General features: G+C 72.8%; 14 protein-coding genes. All 14 read right to left on the bottom strand.

Annotated features, from left to right (window positions below; all coding sequences use genetic code 11):
• Window positions 1-68 precede the first annotated feature (68 nt).
• The 14 genes from HPT28_RS06375 to HPT28_RS06310 all read right to left on the bottom strand — a co-directional run bounded on the left by HPT28_RS06375 (window position 69) and on the right by HPT28_RS06310 (window position 16,485).
• A complete protein-coding gene (locus HPT28_RS06375) occupies window positions 69-476 on the bottom strand; it encodes a cytidine deaminase (RefSeq protein ID WP_308119105.1) in 408 nt (135 codons plus the stop codon).
• The gene (locus tag HPT28_RS06370) at window positions 473-1,744 is read right to left on the bottom strand and encodes an ABC transporter permease (protein ID WP_219089938.1); all 1,272 of its coding nucleotides are present in this window, start codon (window positions 1,742-1,744) and stop codon (window positions 473-475) included. Before HPT28_RS06370 ends, HPT28_RS06375 begins: the two co-directional genes overlap by 4 nt.
• Window positions 1,741-2,841 carry an ABC transporter permease gene (locus tag HPT28_RS06365; protein ID WP_257578145.1) on the bottom strand — a complete coding sequence of 367 codons (1,101 nt, stop codon included), beginning with the start codon at window positions 2,839-2,841 and terminating at the stop codon, window positions 1,741-1,743. The genes HPT28_RS06370 and HPT28_RS06365 overlap by 4 nt, the downstream gene beginning before the upstream one ends.
• Window positions 2,842-2,941: 100 nt before the next feature.
• The gene (locus HPT28_RS06360; RefSeq protein WP_219089981.1) at window positions 2,942-4,555 is read right to left on the bottom strand and encodes an ABC transporter ATP-binding protein; all 1,614 of its coding nucleotides are present in this window, start codon (window positions 4,553-4,555) and stop codon (window positions 2,942-2,944) included.
• Window positions 4,556-4,919: 364 nt separating this feature from the next.
• Window positions 4,920-5,957 carry a BMP family protein gene (locus HPT28_RS06355; protein ID WP_219089936.1) on the bottom strand — a complete coding sequence of 346 codons (1,038 nt, stop codon included), beginning with the start codon at window positions 5,955-5,957 and terminating at the stop codon, window positions 4,920-4,922.
• Window positions 5,958-6,246: 289 nt separating this feature from the next.
• On the bottom strand, window positions 6,247-7,494 hold the full coding sequence (locus HPT28_RS06350; RefSeq protein WP_219089935.1) for an amidohydrolase: 1,248 nt from the start codon (window positions 7,492-7,494) through the stop codon (window positions 6,247-6,249).
• A 290-nt stretch (window positions 7,495-7,784) separates the two neighbouring features.
• Complete coding sequence (locus HPT28_RS06345) at window positions 7,785-8,003, bottom strand: hypothetical protein (RefSeq protein WP_374226927.1); 219 nt, start codon at window positions 8,001-8,003, stop codon at window positions 7,785-7,787.
• A gap of 223 nt (window positions 8,004-8,226) precedes the next feature.
• Entirely contained in the window at window positions 8,227-9,324 is a 1,098-nt protein-coding gene (locus HPT28_RS06340) for a hypothetical protein (RefSeq protein ID WP_374226926.1), read from the bottom strand.
• Window positions 9,325-9,344: 20 nt separating this feature from the next.
• The gene (locus HPT28_RS06335; protein WP_219089934.1) at window positions 9,345-10,280 is read right to left on the bottom strand and encodes an N-acetylneuraminate synthase family protein; all 936 of its coding nucleotides are present in this window, start codon (window positions 10,278-10,280) and stop codon (window positions 9,345-9,347) included.
• A 148-nt stretch (window positions 10,281-10,428) separates the two neighbouring features.
• Entirely contained in the window at window positions 10,429-11,640 is a 1,212-nt protein-coding gene (locus HPT28_RS06330) for an acylneuraminate cytidylyltransferase (RefSeq protein ID WP_219089933.1), read from the bottom strand.
• A 74-nt stretch (window positions 11,641-11,714) separates the two neighbouring features.
• Window positions 11,715-13,052, bottom strand: coding sequence for a DUF6716 putative glycosyltransferase (locus HPT28_RS06325; RefSeq protein WP_219089932.1), 1,338 nt, complete (start codon window positions 13,050-13,052; stop codon window positions 11,715-11,717).
• A 367-nt stretch (window positions 13,053-13,419) separates the two neighbouring features.
• Window positions 13,420-14,067, bottom strand: a complete 648-nt coding sequence (locus tag HPT28_RS06320) for a hypothetical protein (protein WP_219089931.1) — start codon at window positions 14,065-14,067, stop codon at window positions 13,420-13,422.
• A 232-nt stretch (window positions 14,068-14,299) separates the two neighbouring features.
• The gene (locus HPT28_RS06315; protein ID WP_219089930.1) at window positions 14,300-15,835 is read right to left on the bottom strand and encodes a hypothetical protein; all 1,536 of its coding nucleotides are present in this window, start codon (window positions 15,833-15,835) and stop codon (window positions 14,300-14,302) included.
• Complete coding sequence (locus HPT28_RS06310) at window positions 15,835-16,485, bottom strand: RNA polymerase sigma factor (RefSeq protein WP_219089929.1); 651 nt, start codon at window positions 16,483-16,485, stop codon at window positions 15,835-15,837. Before HPT28_RS06310 ends, HPT28_RS06315 begins: the two co-directional genes overlap by 1 nt.
• Between the last annotated feature and the right edge of the window lie 418 nt (window positions 16,486-16,903).

The raw sequence follows: 16,903 nt of genomic DNA, 5'->3' as shown, positions 1-16,903 counted from the left end.
CGTCGAGGCTCTGGCTGACGGGGGGCCGGCCCCGGTCCGCACGGGGCGGGGGCCTGGCCCGGGGCGCGTCAGCGTTGCAGGTCGTGCGGGCCGAAGGCGTCGGGCAGCAGCTCGGCCAGGGGGCGGACACCGCCCGGGGTGTCGACGGCGAGCGTCGGGCCCCCGTGCTCCCACAGGAGCTGGCGGCAGCGTCCGCAGGGCATGAGCAGGTCGCCGTTGCGGTCGCAGCAGGTGAAGTGGGTGAGCCGGCCGCCGCCGGTGGCGACGAGCTCGGAGACGAGTCCGCACTCGGCACACAGGGCGACGCCGTAGGCGGCGTTCTCCACGTTGCACCCGCTGACCGTCCGACCGTCCTCGACGAGCGCCGCGGCGCCGACGGGGAAGCCGGAGTAGGGGGCGTAGGCCCGGGACATGGCGTCCCGGGCCAGCTTCCGCAGCGCCTCCCAGCCGGGAGCGGGCGGCTCGGCCGGGGTCACTTGCCCTCGCCCTTGCGGTAGGGGCGGCCGTTGGCCTTCGGCATGCGCAGCCGTTGCGCGGACAGGGCCAGCACGAGCAGCGTCGCCACGTAGGGGGCGGCGGAGACGAACTGGCTGGGCACCTCGTCCACGGACAGGTAGTAGGCGAAGAGCCCGAGCCCGGTGACCCCGGCGACGAGCGCGGTGACCCACTTCCTGCGGTAGATCTCCCAGACGACGGCGAGGGCCAGCAGGATGGCCAGGAACAGCAGGAGCGCGTGGACGTTGGTGCCGCCGCCGCGCAGGTTGAGGCTGTCGGCGTAGCCGAAGAGGCCGGCGCCCATGGCCATGCCGCCGGGCATCCAGTTGCCGAAGATCATCGCGGCGAGGCCGATGTAGCCGCGCCCGCCGGTCTGGCCCTCCTGGTAGATGTTGGCCGCGACCTCGGCGAGGAAGACGCCGCCGAGCCCGGCGAAGCCGCCGGAGATCATCACCGCGAGGTACTTGTACTTGTAGACGTTGACGCCGAGGGACTCGGCGGCCGTCGGGTTCTCACCGCAGGATCGCAGCCGCAGCCCGAAGCTGGTGTGCCACAGCACCCACCAGCTGAACGGCACCATCAGCAGCGCGACGACCGTCAGCAGGGAGAGGTTGGTGACGAGACCGCCGACGATCCCGGCGAGGTCGGAGACGAAGAACCAGTGTTCGTTGTTGAGGTCGCGCATCCAGTCCGAGAGCCCCGGCACGGTGATGCTGGTGATCGAGTCGATCGGCGGGGACTGCTTCTCGGTGCCGCCCTCCATCGTGTCGAAGGTGAACTTCGACAGATAGCGGGTGACGCCGACGGCGAGGATGTTGATCGCCACACCGGAGACGATGTGGTTGACGCCGAAGGAGACGGTGGCGATGGCGTGGATCAGCCCGCCGAGCGCGCCGCCGACGATGCCGAAGACGACGCCCGTCCACGGGCCCCACTGCACACCCGCCCAGGCACCGAACCAGGTGCCGAGGATCATCATGCCCTCGAGGCCGATGTTGATCACGCCCGCGCGCTCGGCCCACAGGCCGCCGAGCCCGGCGAGGCCGATCGGGACGGCCAGGCGCAGGGCGGCGGAGACCTGGCCGGTGGAGGTGATGCCGTTGGCGTCGGTGATCAGCCGGACGGCGGAGAACAGCGCGAGGCCGGCCGCGATGACCAGCATCCACTGGGCGAGGGTCAGCCGGCGTCGGTCCGCGCGCTGGTGCGGCGACGGCGGCGGCGTCGGCTTGGTCGTGACGACGGTGCTCATGCCGAGGCCCCCTTGCTCAGGTTCTGGCTGTTACCGCCGGCGGCGCCCGCGGCCTGGGCGGCGAGTTCCTCGCCGACCCGCTGTTGCTGGCGGCGCAGGCCCCAGCGACGCACCGCCTCGTAGCTGACGACGACGGCGATCACGATCAGGCCCTGCATGATCGTGGCGATCTCGCGCTCGTAGCCGTTGAAGTCGAGCGTCTGGGACGCGATGTCGAGGAAGGCGATCAGCAGGGCGCCGAGGGCGATGCCGACCGGGTGGTTGCGGCCGAGCAGCGCGATGGTGATGCCGGTGAAGCCGACGCCGACGGGGAAGACGAGGCTGTAGGTGTGGGAGTCGCCGAGCAGCACCGGCATGCCCGCCATGCCCGCGACGGTGCCGGAGATCACCATGGAGGTGAAGACCATCCGCTTGGCGTCGACGCCGCTGGCGGCCGCCGCGCTCTGGCTGGCTCCGGTGGCGCGCAGGTCGAATCCGAACCGGGTGCGGTTCAGGACGAGCCAGTAGAGGACGCCGAGGAGGACGGCGACGACGATGAAGCCGTAGATGACGCCCCCGGGCCCGGTGTCGAAGCCGGGGAACCAGCCGGACTCGGGGATCAGGCCCGTCGTCAGGTTGTTGCCACGCTGCTCGCCGAACTGGGCGGGCAGGATCAGGTAGGCGATGATGCTCGTCGCGATGGCGTTGAGCATGATCGTCGAGACGACCTCGCTGACCCCGCGCGTCGTCTTGAGGATGCCCGCGATACCGGCCCAGAAGGCGCCGGTGAGCATCGCCACGAGGACGATCGCCAGCACGTGCAGCGGCGCGGGCAGCTCGATCGCGGCACCGACGATGGCGGCGATCACGGCCGCGAGCCGGTACTGGCCGTCCACACCGATGTTGAAGAGGTTCATCCGGAAGCCGACGGCGACCGCGAGCGCGGCGATGTAGTACGTCGTGCTCCGGTTGAGGATGTTGACCTGGATGTCGGCGTTGCCCGCGTACTCCACCATCAGGACGTACGGCTCGACCGGGTTGCGGCCGGAGAGCAGCAGCACCACCGAGGTCAGCAGGACCGCCACGCCGAGGGCGAGGACAGGGCCGCCGAAGGCCATGATCAGACGGTCGGTGTCGAACCTCCCGCCAGGCGTCCGGGCGGATGCTCCCGGCTCGGGCGATCCGGGCTTCCCGCCGTCGGTCACGTCGCCACCACCGTCACTCATGCTCGTTCTCCTCGTTCTGGGCGCCGTCGGTGTCGTCGCCGGGCCGGGCGTCCTGGGGCCCTTCCTCGTGCTCCAGGTGGCCGGACGCGGCACCGGTCATGGCGGTGCCCAGCTCCTCCGGGGTGATCGTGGCGGGGTCCGCGTCGGCGACGAGCCGGCCGCGGTAGATGACCCGCAGGGTGTCGGACAGGCCGATCAGCTCGTCCAGGTCGGCGGAGATCAGCAGCACGGCCAGCCCCTCGTGGCGGGCCTCGCGGATCTGGTCCCAGATCTGGGCCTGGGCGCCGACGTCCACGCCGCGCGTGGGGTGCGCGGCGATGAGGAAGCGCGGCGTGTGGCTCATCTCCCGGCCGACGATCAGCTTCTGCTGGTTGCCGCCGGACAAGGAGGCCGCGGTGACCTCGATGCCCGGCGTGCGGACGTCGTACTCCTCGACGATCCGCTCGGTGTCGGCCCGGGCCTCCTTCGGCTTCAGCCAGTAGCCGTTGCTGTTGGGCTTCTCGGTGACGTGGCCGAGGATGCGGTTCTCCCACAGCGGGGCCTCCAGCAGCAGGCCGTGCCGGTGGCGGTCCTCGGGGATGTAGCCGACGCCGCCCTCGCGGCGCTTGCGGGTGGCCCAGCCGGTGATGTCCTCCTCGCCGAGCCGGATCGTTCCGGCGTCGGCGTGCCGCAGGCCGATGAGGGCGTCGACCAGCTCCGTCTGGCCGTTGCCCTCGACGCCCGCGAGGCCGAGGACCTCACCCGCGTGGATGGTGAAGTCGATCTCGTCCAGGACGGTGCGGTGCCCGTGCTCGGCGTCGTGGATGCGGACGGTCAGCCCCTCGACGGTGAGCACCGGCCGGTCGGTGACGGTGGACTCGCGCGTCTCCGGGACGGGCAGTTCACTGCCGACCATGAGCTCGGCGAGCTGCTTGCTCGTGACGTCCCGCGGGTGGACGGAGGCGACCGTCGTGCCGCGCCGGATGACGGTGATGTCGTCCGCGACGGAGAGCACCTCGCCGAGTTTGTGCGAGATGAAGATGACGGTCAGGCCCTCGGCCTTGAGCTCGCGCAGGTTGTCGAAGAGCGCGTCCACCTCCTGCGGGACGAGCACGGCCGTCGGCTCGTCCAGGATGAGCGTGCGGGCGCCCCGGTAGAGGACCTTGAGGATCTCCACCCGCTGGCGGTCCGCGACGCCGAGGTCCTCGACGAGGACGTCGGGGCGGACGCCGAGCCCGTAGGCCTCGGAGATCTCCAGGATCTTCGCGCGGGCCTTCCCGCCGATCCCGTGGAGGGACTCACTGCCGAGCACGACGTTCTCGAGCACCGTGAGGTTGTCGGCGAGCATGAAGTGCTGGTGCACCATGCCGATGCCGCGGGCGATGGCGTCGGCGGGGCTGTGCAGGGTGACCTGCTCGCCGTCGACGGTGATGGTGCCCTCGTCCGGCTTCTGCATGCCGTAGAGGATCTTCATCAGCGTGGACTTGCCCGCGCCGTTCTCCCCCACGATCGCGTGCACCGTGCCCTTGTCGACGGACAGGTGGATGTCGTGGTTGGCGACGACGCCGGGGAAGCGTTTGGTGATGCCGGCCAGCTCTACGGCGGGCGGACTGCTGGAGGCGAAGATGGTGCACTCTCCTCGGGGCTAAGGAGCGGGCTCGAACGGGGGTGGGCTCGAACGGAGTGGCGATGGGGCGGGGGGTGCGGGGGTGGCGTGGGTGACGGTACCGCGCCGAGCCCCTGACTACGCGCGTAGAGTCCCCGGTTGACGGGGCACTCCTCACTCAGCGGGAGGGCGCACGGTGAGCCCGGGAGACCGGACGCCTCCCCGGACGGCGCGGGAAGACCGTGCGGGCGCGCTTCCCGCGCCGCCCCCGGGAGACGTGCCGCCCCCGGGAGTGCCGGGCGGCCCGGCCCGGTGAGCGCGAGGGGAGCACCCACCGGTTCCGGGCCGGGTCCGTACGCGTACGGCGGCGGTCAGCGAACCCGCGTCACGGGGTGGTGTTCACCGTGATCCGGCCGGCGATGATGTCCTCCTTGGCCTTGGCCACGGCCGCGGTCAGGTCGGTCATCTCCTTGTACGCGGGGTTGGACTCCGACAGGGCGACGCCGTCGGTCTCCAGGTTGTAGCGGACGACGCCGGACTGCGGGTCGCCGTCCTCCACGGACTTGATGAGCTCGTAGACCGCGTCCGGGACGTCCTTGGTCATCGAGGTCAGGATCGAGTCCTTGTACGGGGCCAGGGTCTTCTGGGCGTACTGGTCCGAGTCCACGCCGATGACCCACTCGCCGCGGGCGGCGACGGCCTCGATCACGCCCTGACCGGCGAGACCGGCCGCGTGGTAGATGACGTCGGCCTTCGCGTCGAGCTGGCCGCGCGCGGCCTCCTTGCCGAGGTCCGGCTTGGAGAAGCCGTTCATGTTCGGCGGCTGGGTGAGGTACTGGCTCTTGACCGTGATGTCGGGGTTGGTGTCCTTGACGCCCTGGACGAACCCGGCCTCGAACTTCTTGATCAGCGGCACCTCGACACCGCCGACGAAGCCGACGACGTCGGTCTCGGTCGCGTGGGCGGCGGCGACACCGGCCAGGTAGGAGCCCTGCTCCTCACTGAAGACCATGTTGACGATGTTGTCGCCCTTGGCCTGCTCGTCGTCGATGAGGCCGAACGTGGTGTCCGGGTACGCCTCGGCGGCCTCGGCGATGGGGCCCGCGTAGGCGAAGCCGACGCCGATGACCGGGTTGTAACCCTGGCGCGCCAGCTCCTTGAGCCGGGAGGCCTTGTCGGCGTCCGACTCGCCGTCCGACGGCTCGAGGTCCTCACCCTCCCAGCCGAACTCGTCCTGGGCGCGCTGCAGACCCGCGTAGGCGGCGTCGTTGAAGGACTGGTCGCCCCGGCCACCGACGTCGTAGGCGATGGCGGCACCCTTGTCCCCGGAGGACTCGGTGGAGGTGCCACCGCAGGCAGCGGTGGTGAGTGCGAGAGCCGCGGTGGCGGTGACCGCGGCGGCAATCTTGGTGACCCGACGCAAGAGGAGGTCTCCTTCGACTCTCAGGAAGCGCCCCTTCCGGCGCTGGCTCTCGGCCTCAGAGTAACGCGCGTAGATGTCAGGTAAAGCCCTGGCTTCCGTCCGTTATCGTTTCGGTGTTAACCGCGACTTCCGGCCAGCCGTCCGCCCATCCGGACCCGCCTCGGCCATGGGCATATCCGCCCTGGTGAGAGCGCTGATCCAGCCCCGCGGAGCAGCCCGGAACCGATGCGGTCGCGGCCCGATACCGGCCCGTGGCCGCCCCGGCACCGGACGTGTCCGGGCCGGCGGCTCAGCCGTGGGCGGCGTCCAGGAGGGCGGCGGCCGTGAAGAGCTCCACGCCGACCTTGATCGCCCGCTCGTCGGCGTCGAAGTCCCCCTGGTGGATGTCCCGCGGCGTCGGGTCCCCGGGCGGGCGCACGCCGAGGCGGGCCATGGCGCCGGGCACCTGCTCCAGGTACCAGGAGAAGTCCTCACCGCCGAGGGACTGCTCGGTCGACTCCACCGTGTGCGCCCCGCGCCGGGCCGCCATCGCGTTGCGCAGCAGCTCCGTCGTGGTCGTCTCGTTGACGACGGGCGGGACACCCCTGATGTAGGTGATCTCCGGCTTGGCCTGGTGCAGGCTCGCGACCTCGTCGACGGCCGCGTGCACGACGTCGGGCGCGGCACGCCAGCCGGGGAGGTCGAGGCAGCGGACGGTGCCCGAGAGCTCCGCGCGCTGCGGGATGACGTTGGGAGCGTGCCCCGAGACGATGCGCCCCCAGGTGACGGCGAGCCCCGCCCGGGTGTCCACGCGGCGCGCCAGGAGCGCGGTGACGTCGGTGACGACGCGGGCGGCGGCCGTGACCAGGTCGGTCGTCAGGTGGGGGCGGGCGGTGTGGCCGCCGGGGCCCTCCAGGGTGACCTCCAGCCGGTCGCAGGCGGAGGTGATGGGGCCGGGGCGGAGGCCGATCCGGCCGGCGTCCACGCGGGGGTCGCAGTGGACGGCGAGGATGCGCCCGACGCCGTCGAGCGCACCGCCGTCGATGGCGTCCGTCGCACCCCCGGGGAGCACTTCCTCGGCGGGCTGGAAGACGAGCCGGACGGAGTGGGGCAGCCGCCCGCGCCGGGCGAGGTCGGCGAGGACGAGGCCCGCGCCGAGGACGACGGTGGTGTGGACGTCGTGGCCGCAGGCGTGTGCCCGGTCGGGGACGGTCGAGCGGTAGGACACGGTTTTCGTGTCCGGAATGGGCAGGGCGTCGATGTCGGCGCGCAGCGCGAGCAGGGGACGGCCGCCGTCCCAGGACTCGGCCAGGCCGGGGTGGATGTCGCAGATCAGCCCGGTGCCGATACCCAGTACGCGGGGGCGTAGGCCGGCCTGTTCGAGGCGTGCCTTGATCGCCGCGGTGGTCCGGTACTCCTGGTGCCCCAGCTCGGGGTGCATGTGCAGGTCCCGCCGGAACGTGATGAGCTCGCGGCACAGGTCGCCGGGCAGGGCCCCTTCCAGGGGTGTCTCACCGGCCGTCCGCTGGGTGGACTTGGCTGACAGCAGTTGGTTCACCCGACTGAGCGTATGCCCCCGGAGGCCCTAACTGGCCAGTGATCACGGAAAGTTAAGCCACACAGGGGAAAAATCCATGGCACTCAACGCGCATACGCCCCGAGTGAGATGGGTATACCAATTGGTTGATTGCCACCGCTTGCCTCCCCCCTGGGCCGTTCTGGCATGTTTCGCCGGTTCCGCGCGCGACTGACTGACGCCGGTGGTTCGGCGCGGCCGCGGGGCCGTGTCCGGGAGAGGGCGAAGGGCCGTGTGGGGGCCGGCCCACCAGGCCTCTGGGCGCCGTACGTTCAGCGCCCGCCGCGTTCCGGCGGGTGGCCGTGCGGCGGATTGCTGGACGACAGCGGGTGCTTGCCGAGATCGCTCCAGTCGAGCGCTCTGGCGACCTCGCGCTGGGCCTTCTCGGCCACCGCGCGGGTCTCCGCGGGAACATCGCCGTGTTCGGCTATGAGGCTGTCGTAGATCGGCGCGGGGCCGGTCGCCGGCTGCGCCGGTCGGGTCATCGTCATGTCAGTCTCCGTTAGGGCACGGGCCCGCCCGGGTTGGACGGGACGCCCGGCGAGCGTACTCACGTACACGTCAACCGCTCACCAGCGGGTCCGCGTCCGCCTACCGCGTGTGTTCTTCGCCACGCCGCACCCGGGCGGGCCGGTGGAGGGCCACGGGAGCCGACGGACCGTCAGCGCGGCGGCCCGGCGGGGGCAGCCGTCAGCGCGCCCCGCCGCCCACCGGTCAGGCCCCGGAGGCGGGCAGGCGCTGGACGCCGCGGGCCGTGGCGGTGACGCCGGAGAGGAAGCCCTGGGCGCGCGGCGAGGCGCCTGCACTGAGCCAGGCCGGGTCCACGTCGCAGACGGCGACCTCGACCCCCGTGCCGGCCAGGGCGAGCGGCAGCGTGTGCACGACCGTGGACGGGAAGCTGAGGATCGTGCGGGCGACGGGCCCGCGGCGGGCCACGAGCTCCAGCGGCAGGTCCGGGCGGACGATCTCCAGGTCGCACTCGACCGCGACGCGGTGCAGCTTCTCGGTGCGCTCCCTGCGGTGCGCGAAGTACCGCACGGCACCGTGCGCGCGGGCGAGCGAGCGCACGGCCTCCACATACCGGTCGACGTCGACGACGCCCGTTTCCGCGAGCGAGGTGCCCACGAGGTCACTGCCGTTGATCAGGGCGGGCGGGCCGAAGCGCTCCCGGGTCCAGGCGAAGGTGTTCTCGACGACGGTGACGTGCTCGGGCGGCTCGACCGGCATCGAGCTGAACAGCTCGACACGCCGCCGCGGTCCGGGCGTCAGCCGCCGCCGGGCGCGCCGCGAGGCGGGCGTGAACAGCAGCGCCCGCGCGCCCCCGGCGCCCTTGCGGTGCCATCGGGTGAAGCGTTTCGCCCCGGCGGCGAGCTGGGCGGTGAACTCCATCGTGGCGGTGCCGTCGTCGACGACGGTGAGGTCGGCCGCGGTGCCGGACAGGGCGAGGAGCAGCTGCACGTACCGCGAGAACGGGTCCCCGATGACGATGCGCCCCGCCTCCCGCAGCGGGCGGGCGAGCGCGGTGACGGTCCGCAGGGGCGCCCCGGCCCCGCCCCTGGCCTCCGCCCAGTCGACGGCGTGCCCCTCGTCTCGGGCCAGCTGGGCCATGCGACGGAGCTGACCGCGCGTCATGGGGTCGTGCGGGGGCAGGACGACGACGGTCACGGACGCGCGCGGTGCGCGGGCGTGCGCCCACTCCAACACGTTGAGCAGCTGGACCGGGCTTTCGACGAAGGCCAGGGTCCCCCCGCCCCCGGCCCGGCGCGGGCCGGTGCGCTCGGGCTCGGGGGCGGGGGTGGCGGTGGTGGTCACCTCGAACTCGCGCGGGCTCGTCAGACCCGCGCGGGCTCGCCGGCGCCCTGGGTCTCCTCGGCCTCGGCGATGACGCCCTTGACGCGGCGCAGCTTCTTCATGGGAGCCAGCTCGCTGTCGTAGACCTTCTTGACGCCGTCGCCGAGGGAGGACTCGATGGTGCGGATGTCGCGCACCAGTCGCTGGAGGCCGCCGGGCTCGACGGAGGCCGCCTGGTCCGAGCCCCACATGGCGCGGTCCAGGGTGATGTGCCGCTCGACGAAGACGGCGCCGAGGGCGACGGCGGCGAGCGTCGTCTGGAGACCGGTCTCGTGGCCGGAGTAGCCGATCGGCACGTTCGGGAACTCGTTCTGCAGGGTGTGGATCATCCGCAGGTTGAGCTCCTCGGCCTTGGCCGGGTAGGTGGAGGTGGCGTGGCAGAGCAGGATGTTCTCGCTGCCCAGGACCTCGACCGCGTGGCGGATCTGCTTCGGCGTCGACATGCCGGTGGAGAGGATGACCGTGCGGCCGGTGGCGCGCAGGGAGCGCAGCAGCTCGTCGTCGGTCAGGGAGGCCGAGGCCACCTTGTGGGCGGGGAGGTCGAACTTCTCCAGGAAGGCGACGGCCTCGGTGTCCCACGGGGAGGCGAACCAGGCGAGGCCCTTCTCCTTGCAGTACTCGTCGATCTTGCGGTACTCGTCCTCGCCGAACTCGACGCGGTGCCGGTAGTCGATGTAGGTCATCCGGCCCCAGGGGGTGTCGCGCTCGATGTCCCACTGGTCGCGCGGGGTGCAGATCTCCGGGGTGCGCTTTTGGAACTTGACGGCGTCGCAGCCGGCGTCGGCCGCGGCGTCGATCAGCGCGAAGGCGTTCTCCAGCTCGCCGTTGTGGTTGATGCCGATCTCACCGGTGACGTAGACGGGCTGCCCCGGGCCGGCGGTCTTGGCGCCGAGGGTGCGGAGACGGGGGTTGTTCATGGGAGGTTTCCTTCTTCCGGGCGTTGCACGGTCTGGCTGGGGCGGTTCTGGAAGTGCTCGCTGTTCTGGTGGTTCTGGTGGTTCTGGTGGCTCTGGCTGTTCTTCAGCGGAAGCCGCGGCGCCTGCGGTTCGGGCCCAGGTGTCGGGCTCACAGATCGGAGCCCCTGAGAGAGGGGCCGAGGAGCCAGGCGGCGATCTCGCGGATCGCCCCCGAGCCCCCGGGGGTGGAGGTGACGGCGCGTGCGGCGCCGCGCACGACGTCGTGCGCGCTCGCGACGGCGACCGGCCAGCCGACGAGGCCGAAGCAGGGCAGGTCGTTCACGTCGTTGCCCACGTAGAGCACGCGCTCGGGCGCGATGTCCTCCTCCTCGCACCACTGCTTGAGCGCGACGTCCTTGCGGTCGATGCCGTGGAGCACGGGGAGGTTCAGCTTCCGGGCGCGGGCGGCGACGACCGTGTTCACCTCCGTGGACAGGATCAGCACCGGCAGCCCCGCGCGGCGCAGCGCGGCGATGCCGAGCCCGTCGCCGCGGTGCACGGCGACCGTCTCCCGTCCGTCGGAATCGACGTACACCCGGTCGTCGGTCTGGGTGCCGTCGAAGTCCAGTACGACCGCGTCGACGTCCTCGCGGGCGGGCAGCGTGCCCGCCCGCCGGGTGTCGAGGAGCGGGGCCAGCGCGCGGGCGCGGGCGAGTTCGTGCGGGTCGTCGACCTCCAGCACCCGGGCGGGGTCGGTGCGCACGAGGTCGGTGCGGCCGAAGAAGCGGTGGCCCGCGGCGCGGAAGCCGTCGGCGCGCATGGCGTAGGCGGCGCCGGTCTCCAGGTAGTCCTGCGGCCGGTCCTGGCGGCGCGGGCGGAACGCCTTGTCGTGGTTGACGCCGTCGGCGCCGGGGCCGCGCCCGGGCGACCCCTCGGCCTGCTCCCGCCACACGAAGCCGTGGAAGGGGGCGACGGTCAGGGCCGAGTCGGCGCCGTCGGCGAGCACGGCCGCGGCGACCCCGGCGACGTCGTCCCGGTCGATGAACGGGCTGGTGCACTGCACCAGGAGGACGACGTCGACCGGGCGCCCCTGTTGGGCCTCGAAGGTGTCCATGGCGTGCAGGACGGCGGCCTCGCTGGTGGCGGTGTCCCCCGCGATCTCGGCGGGCCGCTCGATGACGCCCGCCCCGGCCTCGCGGGCGGCGGCGGCGATGGCGGGATCGTCGGTGGACACGGCGACGTCGCTGACGTGCTCGGCCGCCAGGCACGCGCGCACGGCCCGGGCGACGAGCGGGACGCCGCCGACCGGCGCGAGGTTCTTGGCGGGCACGCCCTTGGAGCCGCCCCGGGCGGGGATCACGGCGAGGACGGTGGGTGGCACGGTGGCTCCTTGGCTCACGTCGGGCCCCGGGGGCCGGTGCGGTTCGGCGGGCCCGGCGGGCCCGGCGGCGGGGGTCACAGTTGCCCCATGCGGCGGATCACGGGCGCCACGCGCTGCACGCCCTGGCGGTAGGCGCCCCGCGCGGCACGCCGCACGACGCGCCGGGCCGCGCCGCCCAGTCCCGCGGCCGAGCCGCCAGCCGAGGCGTTCGGGGTGCCGTCGGGCGTCAGGCCGTAGCGGCCGAGGAGGCCCGGCAGATAGCCCCCGGCCGTGACGCTCGTGTAGTAGGGGTTGAGCGGCGGCAGCTCCTCGGCGAGCAGTTCGGCGATCCGCTTGCGGGCGACATCGAAGGCCGCCTCGTAGCCGCCGTCGGCCGCGACTCCCTGACGTGCCGTCCACTCCGGGTCGGGCGTGGGCAGCTCGCCCGCGTCCAGCCGGTCCCAGGAGGTCAGGCACCCGGAGCCGACGAAGTGGTGGTTGCCGAGGGCCTCGCGGATGCCCAGGTCGGTGAGGATGCCGGTCGGGATGCCGCGGTGCAGGGACTCCAGTGCCGCCGTCGAGCTCACGGTGACCAGGACGTCCGTGCGGTCCAGCACCTCGCCCATGTGCCCGTAGACCAGTCGGCAGTTGTCCGGCAGCCCCCCGGGCAGCCGGTCCGCAAGCCGCTGGTAGGGCAGCTCCTCGACGTGCGTCGTGTGCTCGCCGGGGCGGCTGCGCAGCTTGATCAGCACCTCACGCTCCGGGTACAGCCGGGCGTGACCGACGGCGCGCTGGAGCAGGTGGAGCCGGTCCTTGCGGGTGTCGGGCACGGACGGCTGGACGGCGAACGTGACGGTGTAGGGGCGCTCGTCGGACGGCGCGTACGGCGCGCCTCCGAGGAAGGGGAGCGCGCACTCCACGACGCTCCCGGTGCGCGTGCCCACGCCCGCGTACACGGCGCGGAAGCGGTCCGCGTCGCTGGCACAGTTCGCGAGCACGATGTCGGCCCCGTTGCGCAGGAGCAGGCCGTCGGTCAGCTTCTCGTAGACGACGCCCACGTACCCCGTGACGACGACCGGGCGCCGCCGTCTCCCCTGCCACTGGTTGGCCAGCCCGTGCAGCATGGCCTGGACGGCTCCGCCGACGCAGGCCAGCACGACGACGTCGTAGGCGTCCTCCGCCCCGGCCTGGGCGAGGAACTCGGCCGTCGTCACCTCGCGGACGTCCGCGCCTCTCACGCCCGTGTCCTGGAGCTGGCGGGCGGTGGGCGTGGCCCGTCCGCGCAGGAGCATGCCGTCGACGACGGCGTCCCCGGAGGCTTCGACGAGGCGCTGCGCGGTGAGCGCGCCCCACTTCCACCGGGTGTCGGAGTCGGCGAGTACCGCGACGCGCACGGCGCGTCCGGCGGACTCGGAAGGGGTTGGTACTGGCACGTCCCCGACGCTAGGAACCGATTCCGCAGGACTGCCCAACGCTGAGGCAACGGAGGGTTAACAGGACTTCGCCGGTTGGCCAACCCGCCCATTTCAGGACGTAGTTAACGACTCGTACACCACGGGTTCACGTCAGCGGCGACCACACGTCACGTGGCGCGGGAGCCGGGCCGGGTGCGCGCCGCCGGGCGTTCACCGGACGTTCGAGGGCGGTGATGTAGGGGCGGGGGAAGAGTGGTGACCGGGCGGCCGGGGTGGGAGGAAGGCGTGAGCGACCGCCGACGCCGGACGCCGGGGCTCCGTGTGTGCCGGTGCCCGCCCCGGCCGCTGACGCGTCGGCCCGGCACGGCGGTCGGCGCGGTGATGCTCAGCCGTTCAGCTCCGCGGCCAGCTTCTGAGCGTCCTTCTCACTGAAGTTGCCGCTCACGACGATGTTGCCGCCGGAGATCCGCTGGGAGACCTGCGGCGCCGACAGCACCCTGCCGCCGTCTCCCTCGCCGAGGACGATCGCGATCCGGTTCTTCGGCGGTGTCTGGACGGCCGCGTTCGCCGAGAGTTCGCCGAACCGACGGCCGTCCTCCTCGGACAGCGCGATGTTGACCGTCCAGCCCTGCGCGGTCTGGGACAGCTCGGCGGCCGCCTCCACGGGCGCGCTCAACCGCAGCGCGGCGGCGTCCCGCAGACGGAGACACTCGGCGTCCGGCGCACTCGTGTTCTCGATCCACACGCCGGGCTCCTCGGGCGGACAGGGCCCGTTGGTCACGGCCTCGACGGGGTGGAAGCGCAGGGGTGGCGGCTCCACGGACGACGGGCGGTCGGCGGAGGGCGACTTGCGGTCCTCCGCCGACTCGCCACCGCCGGAGCAGGCGGCGAGGGCCAGCAGGGCGCCGACGGCCGAAGCGGTGGCCAGTACCCGGTGAGCGCGGGGAGAACGGCGAACGCGGGGAGAGGCGGGAGGGGGGCCGGGGACGACGGCCCCGGCACGACCGGCGGTGGAGCGGTAGGCGAATCTCATGCCGTCGAGTCTCTCAACCGACGGACTTCCCCGGATGGGCTCGGGCGAGAAAGCCGGAGCAGCGGGAGAAGTGCGGAGCGTGGGGAGAAGAAGATGGGGCGCGGGCGGGATCGGGGGAACATATCCCGCCCGCGCCAATGCGCGGACCCGTCGGTACGGGGGGAACCTCGGGTGTCGCGCTCGCCGATGACCAGTCGGCTCACTCTCTACTGCGTCAGGGTGTCGAAAAACGTTACGCCGGGGTCCGCGCGGTGCCGGAACGGTCCTCGGTGGCGGACGTCGCAGGGGTCGCCGGACCCGGCTGAGCAGGGATGACGGGCACGCCATCGGCCTCAGGACCGCTCGCGGCACCGGGGTGGTCACCGCCGCCGGAACCGGGCTCGCCTCCGTGGTCGGAGCCGGGCTTGCCGCCGCTGGAGCCGGGGGCGGGGTTACCGGGGTTGGGGCTGCCCGGCTTGGAGCCGGGGCTACCGGGGTTACCCCGGTTGGGATGGCCCGGCTTGGAGCCGGGGCTGCCGGGAGTGTCGCCCGGGCCGCCGTCACCGTTGCCCGGTCCTCCACCGGTTCCGGGGCCGCCGGGGGTGGGGTTATGGGGAGCGGGATCGCCGTTGCCAGGGGCGGGGTCACCGTTGCCGGGGGCGGGGTCACCGTTGCCGGGAGCGTTGGGCGGTCCGGGGTTCGGGCCCTGCGGGTTGCCCGGTGGATCGATCACCTCGTCGCCGCCTTCCAGACCGCCTCCGGGCACCTCGTCGCCGCCCTCCAGACCGCCTCCGGGCACCTCGTCGCCGCCCTCCAGACCGCCGTCGCCGTCACCGCCCGCGGGGAAGGTGGGCCCGGTGGGCAGGTCGCGACCGGAATCCTCGCCAGAGCCCGGAGAGCCGGAGTCGTTCTCACCCCCGTTGCCGCCGTCGCCGCCGCCATCGGCACGCCCGTCGCCGTCGTCACCGTCGCCACGGGAGCCGCAGAAGCGGGATATGTGCTCGGAGCCGCCCGCGGCCTCGGCCAGCTGCCGCCGTTCGGCCGTCTGGATCAGCTCACGCTCGTACGCACGGCACAGATGGGCCACCATCGCGCGGTCCCGCTCCGTGCGGGGCAGCGTGGGCAGGAGCCAGTCGAGGGACCAGGACAAGTCGGCGTCACCGCCGCGCCCGTCGACGGCGTCCTCGCCGCCCGCGCCCGGCCGGCCGGAGGCGGGGTCGTCGTGAGAGCCGGTCCGCGGCGCTCCACCGGCCGGGCCTCGGCTGTCCTGGGAGTCGCGTTCGCCGGGCGCGGAGCCGTCGTCCTCGGAGACGAGGGGCGGGGCGGTGGTGCTCCGGCCGGGCTCCCGGGTGGGAGGGTCGAACGGGGCCGTCAGGGCACCCGTCGTCGCGGCGACGGCGACGCCGCCGAGGGCACATCCGGCCAGGGCGACGGCGAACCCGGCACGCAGGGGACGACCGGTGCGCCGCAACGCGCGTCGACCGATATCGGGCACCGAGGTACCCAGTGCCCCGCCGCCCGCCACCGGGGCGGTCTGGGCCCGCCCCTCGCGGGTCTCGCGGAACGCGGTCAGGGCGGCGGCCTCACCGGGCATTTCAGCAGATTCAGGGCAGCTCGGGATCAACTCGCCGAGCAACTCGGCAAGCCGCTGAGCGTTCCCGGCCCCGGAAACGCCGTCCGGCACCGCGCCCTCGCCATCCCGGGGCATTTCGGGTCTGTCACCCGGTCTCCCGCGCAGCAGCCGCTCCGCAGCCTCCTCGTCCAACCATGCGTACCGGTCGTCGGCCATCACGTTTCCCTCAGCGTCGGGGCCGCCCTTTCCGTCACACTGCGGGATTGGTTCAGCGCTTGATCAGGAATGGTTACTTCCAGACCGTCTTCTGCCTCATCAGCCCCGTCGAGCAGCTCCGCCAGCCTACGCAGGCCACGGTGGGCGGCGGTGCGCACGGCCCCCGCCCGTTTGCCCAGCACGGCGGCGGCCCCCTTGGCGTCCAGCCCCACGACGACGCGCAGAACCACCGCCTCGGCCTGATCGCGGGGCAGCCGGGAGATGAGGGCCATCGCGCGCCCCGTGCCCAGCGACTCCATCGCCTCGTCCGCGGTGTCGACGCCGTCCGGAATGCCGGTCAGCTCGCTCTCGTCCGCTCCCTGCACCGGCCGCCGGCCCCGGGCCCGGATGTGGTCCAGGGCGCGGTTGCGCGCGATGCGCGCCGTCCAGCCCCGGAAGCGGTCCGCGTCACCGCTGAACCGGTCCAGGTCCCGCGCTATCTGGAACCACGCCTCGGAGGCGACGTCCTCGGCGTCCGCCTCCGGCACGAGAGTCCTGACGTAGCCGAGCAGCCTCGGCTGCACAGCGCGGTACACGGTCCGAAAGGCGGACTCGTCACCTTCCTGGGCCGCGCATAGCGCGGCAGTCAGTTCCGCGTCATCCCCCTGCACGCTGCCCTGCCCCTACTTTGCGTCGATTCGCGACAGACGGTCCGGCCACACCCCTGGCCGGGCGCGCCTCCCACAACAGATGTTCAAGCTTCGACCAACGTCGATGCGTCCAGAAGGCTAGCCCTCCAGAGCACCCCCGTCCATGCCGGACGGGTGAGTAAGTGAACTTGCATCTGTACTTGCAGGTGTACTTGCACGCGCGTGCGCCCCCCTTGATAACCGCTCGATAACGGGTGCGAAACGGCGGCGGCGCGCTGTAACACATCCCGGCGCGCCGACGCAGAGAGAGGTACGGGCTTGCCTGCGCAGTCCGTGAACGACGGCGGCCGGGGTCTCTCCTGTGGGGGGTGGCGACCTCGGCCGTCCTCGCGTCCGGACCCGGAGAACCTCCCCGGGGCACGGGACGACCGCGCCGCCC

This window comes from Streptomyces sp. JJ38 (genome assembly GCF_019303475.1).
In the GTDB taxonomy this organism is placed as follows: Bacteria; Actinomycetota; Actinomycetes; order Streptomycetales; family Streptomycetaceae; genus Streptomyces.
This window is presented reverse-complemented; position numbering and strand designations above follow the sequence as displayed.

What these genes read in the sequence shown, in the direction of transcription:
- HPT28_RS06370 (WP_219089938.1), bottom strand. Translation starts at nt 1,744, where the DNA reads ATGAGCACCGTCGTCACGACCAAGCCGACGCCGCCGCCGTCGCCGCAC.
- HPT28_RS06365 (WP_257578145.1), bottom strand. Translation starts at nt 2,841, where the DNA reads ATGGCCTTCGGCGGCCCTGTCCTCGCCCTCGGCGTGGCGGTCCTGCTG.
- HPT28_RS06345 (WP_374226927.1), bottom strand. Translation starts at nt 8,003, where the DNA reads ATGACGATGACCCGACCGGCGCAGCCGGCGACCGGCCCCGCGCCGATC.
- HPT28_RS06335 (WP_219089934.1), bottom strand. Translation starts at nt 10,280, where the DNA reads ATGAACAACCCCCGTCTCCGCACCCTCGGCGCCAAGACCGCCGGCCCG.
- HPT28_RS06320 (WP_219089931.1), bottom strand. Translation starts at nt 14,067, where the DNA reads ATGAGATTCGCCTACCGCTCCACCGCCGGTCGTGCCGGGGCCGTCGTC.
- HPT28_RS06315 (WP_219089930.1), bottom strand. Translation starts at nt 15,835, where the DNA reads ATGGCCGACGACCGGTACGCATGGTTGGACGAGGAGGCTGCGGAGCGG.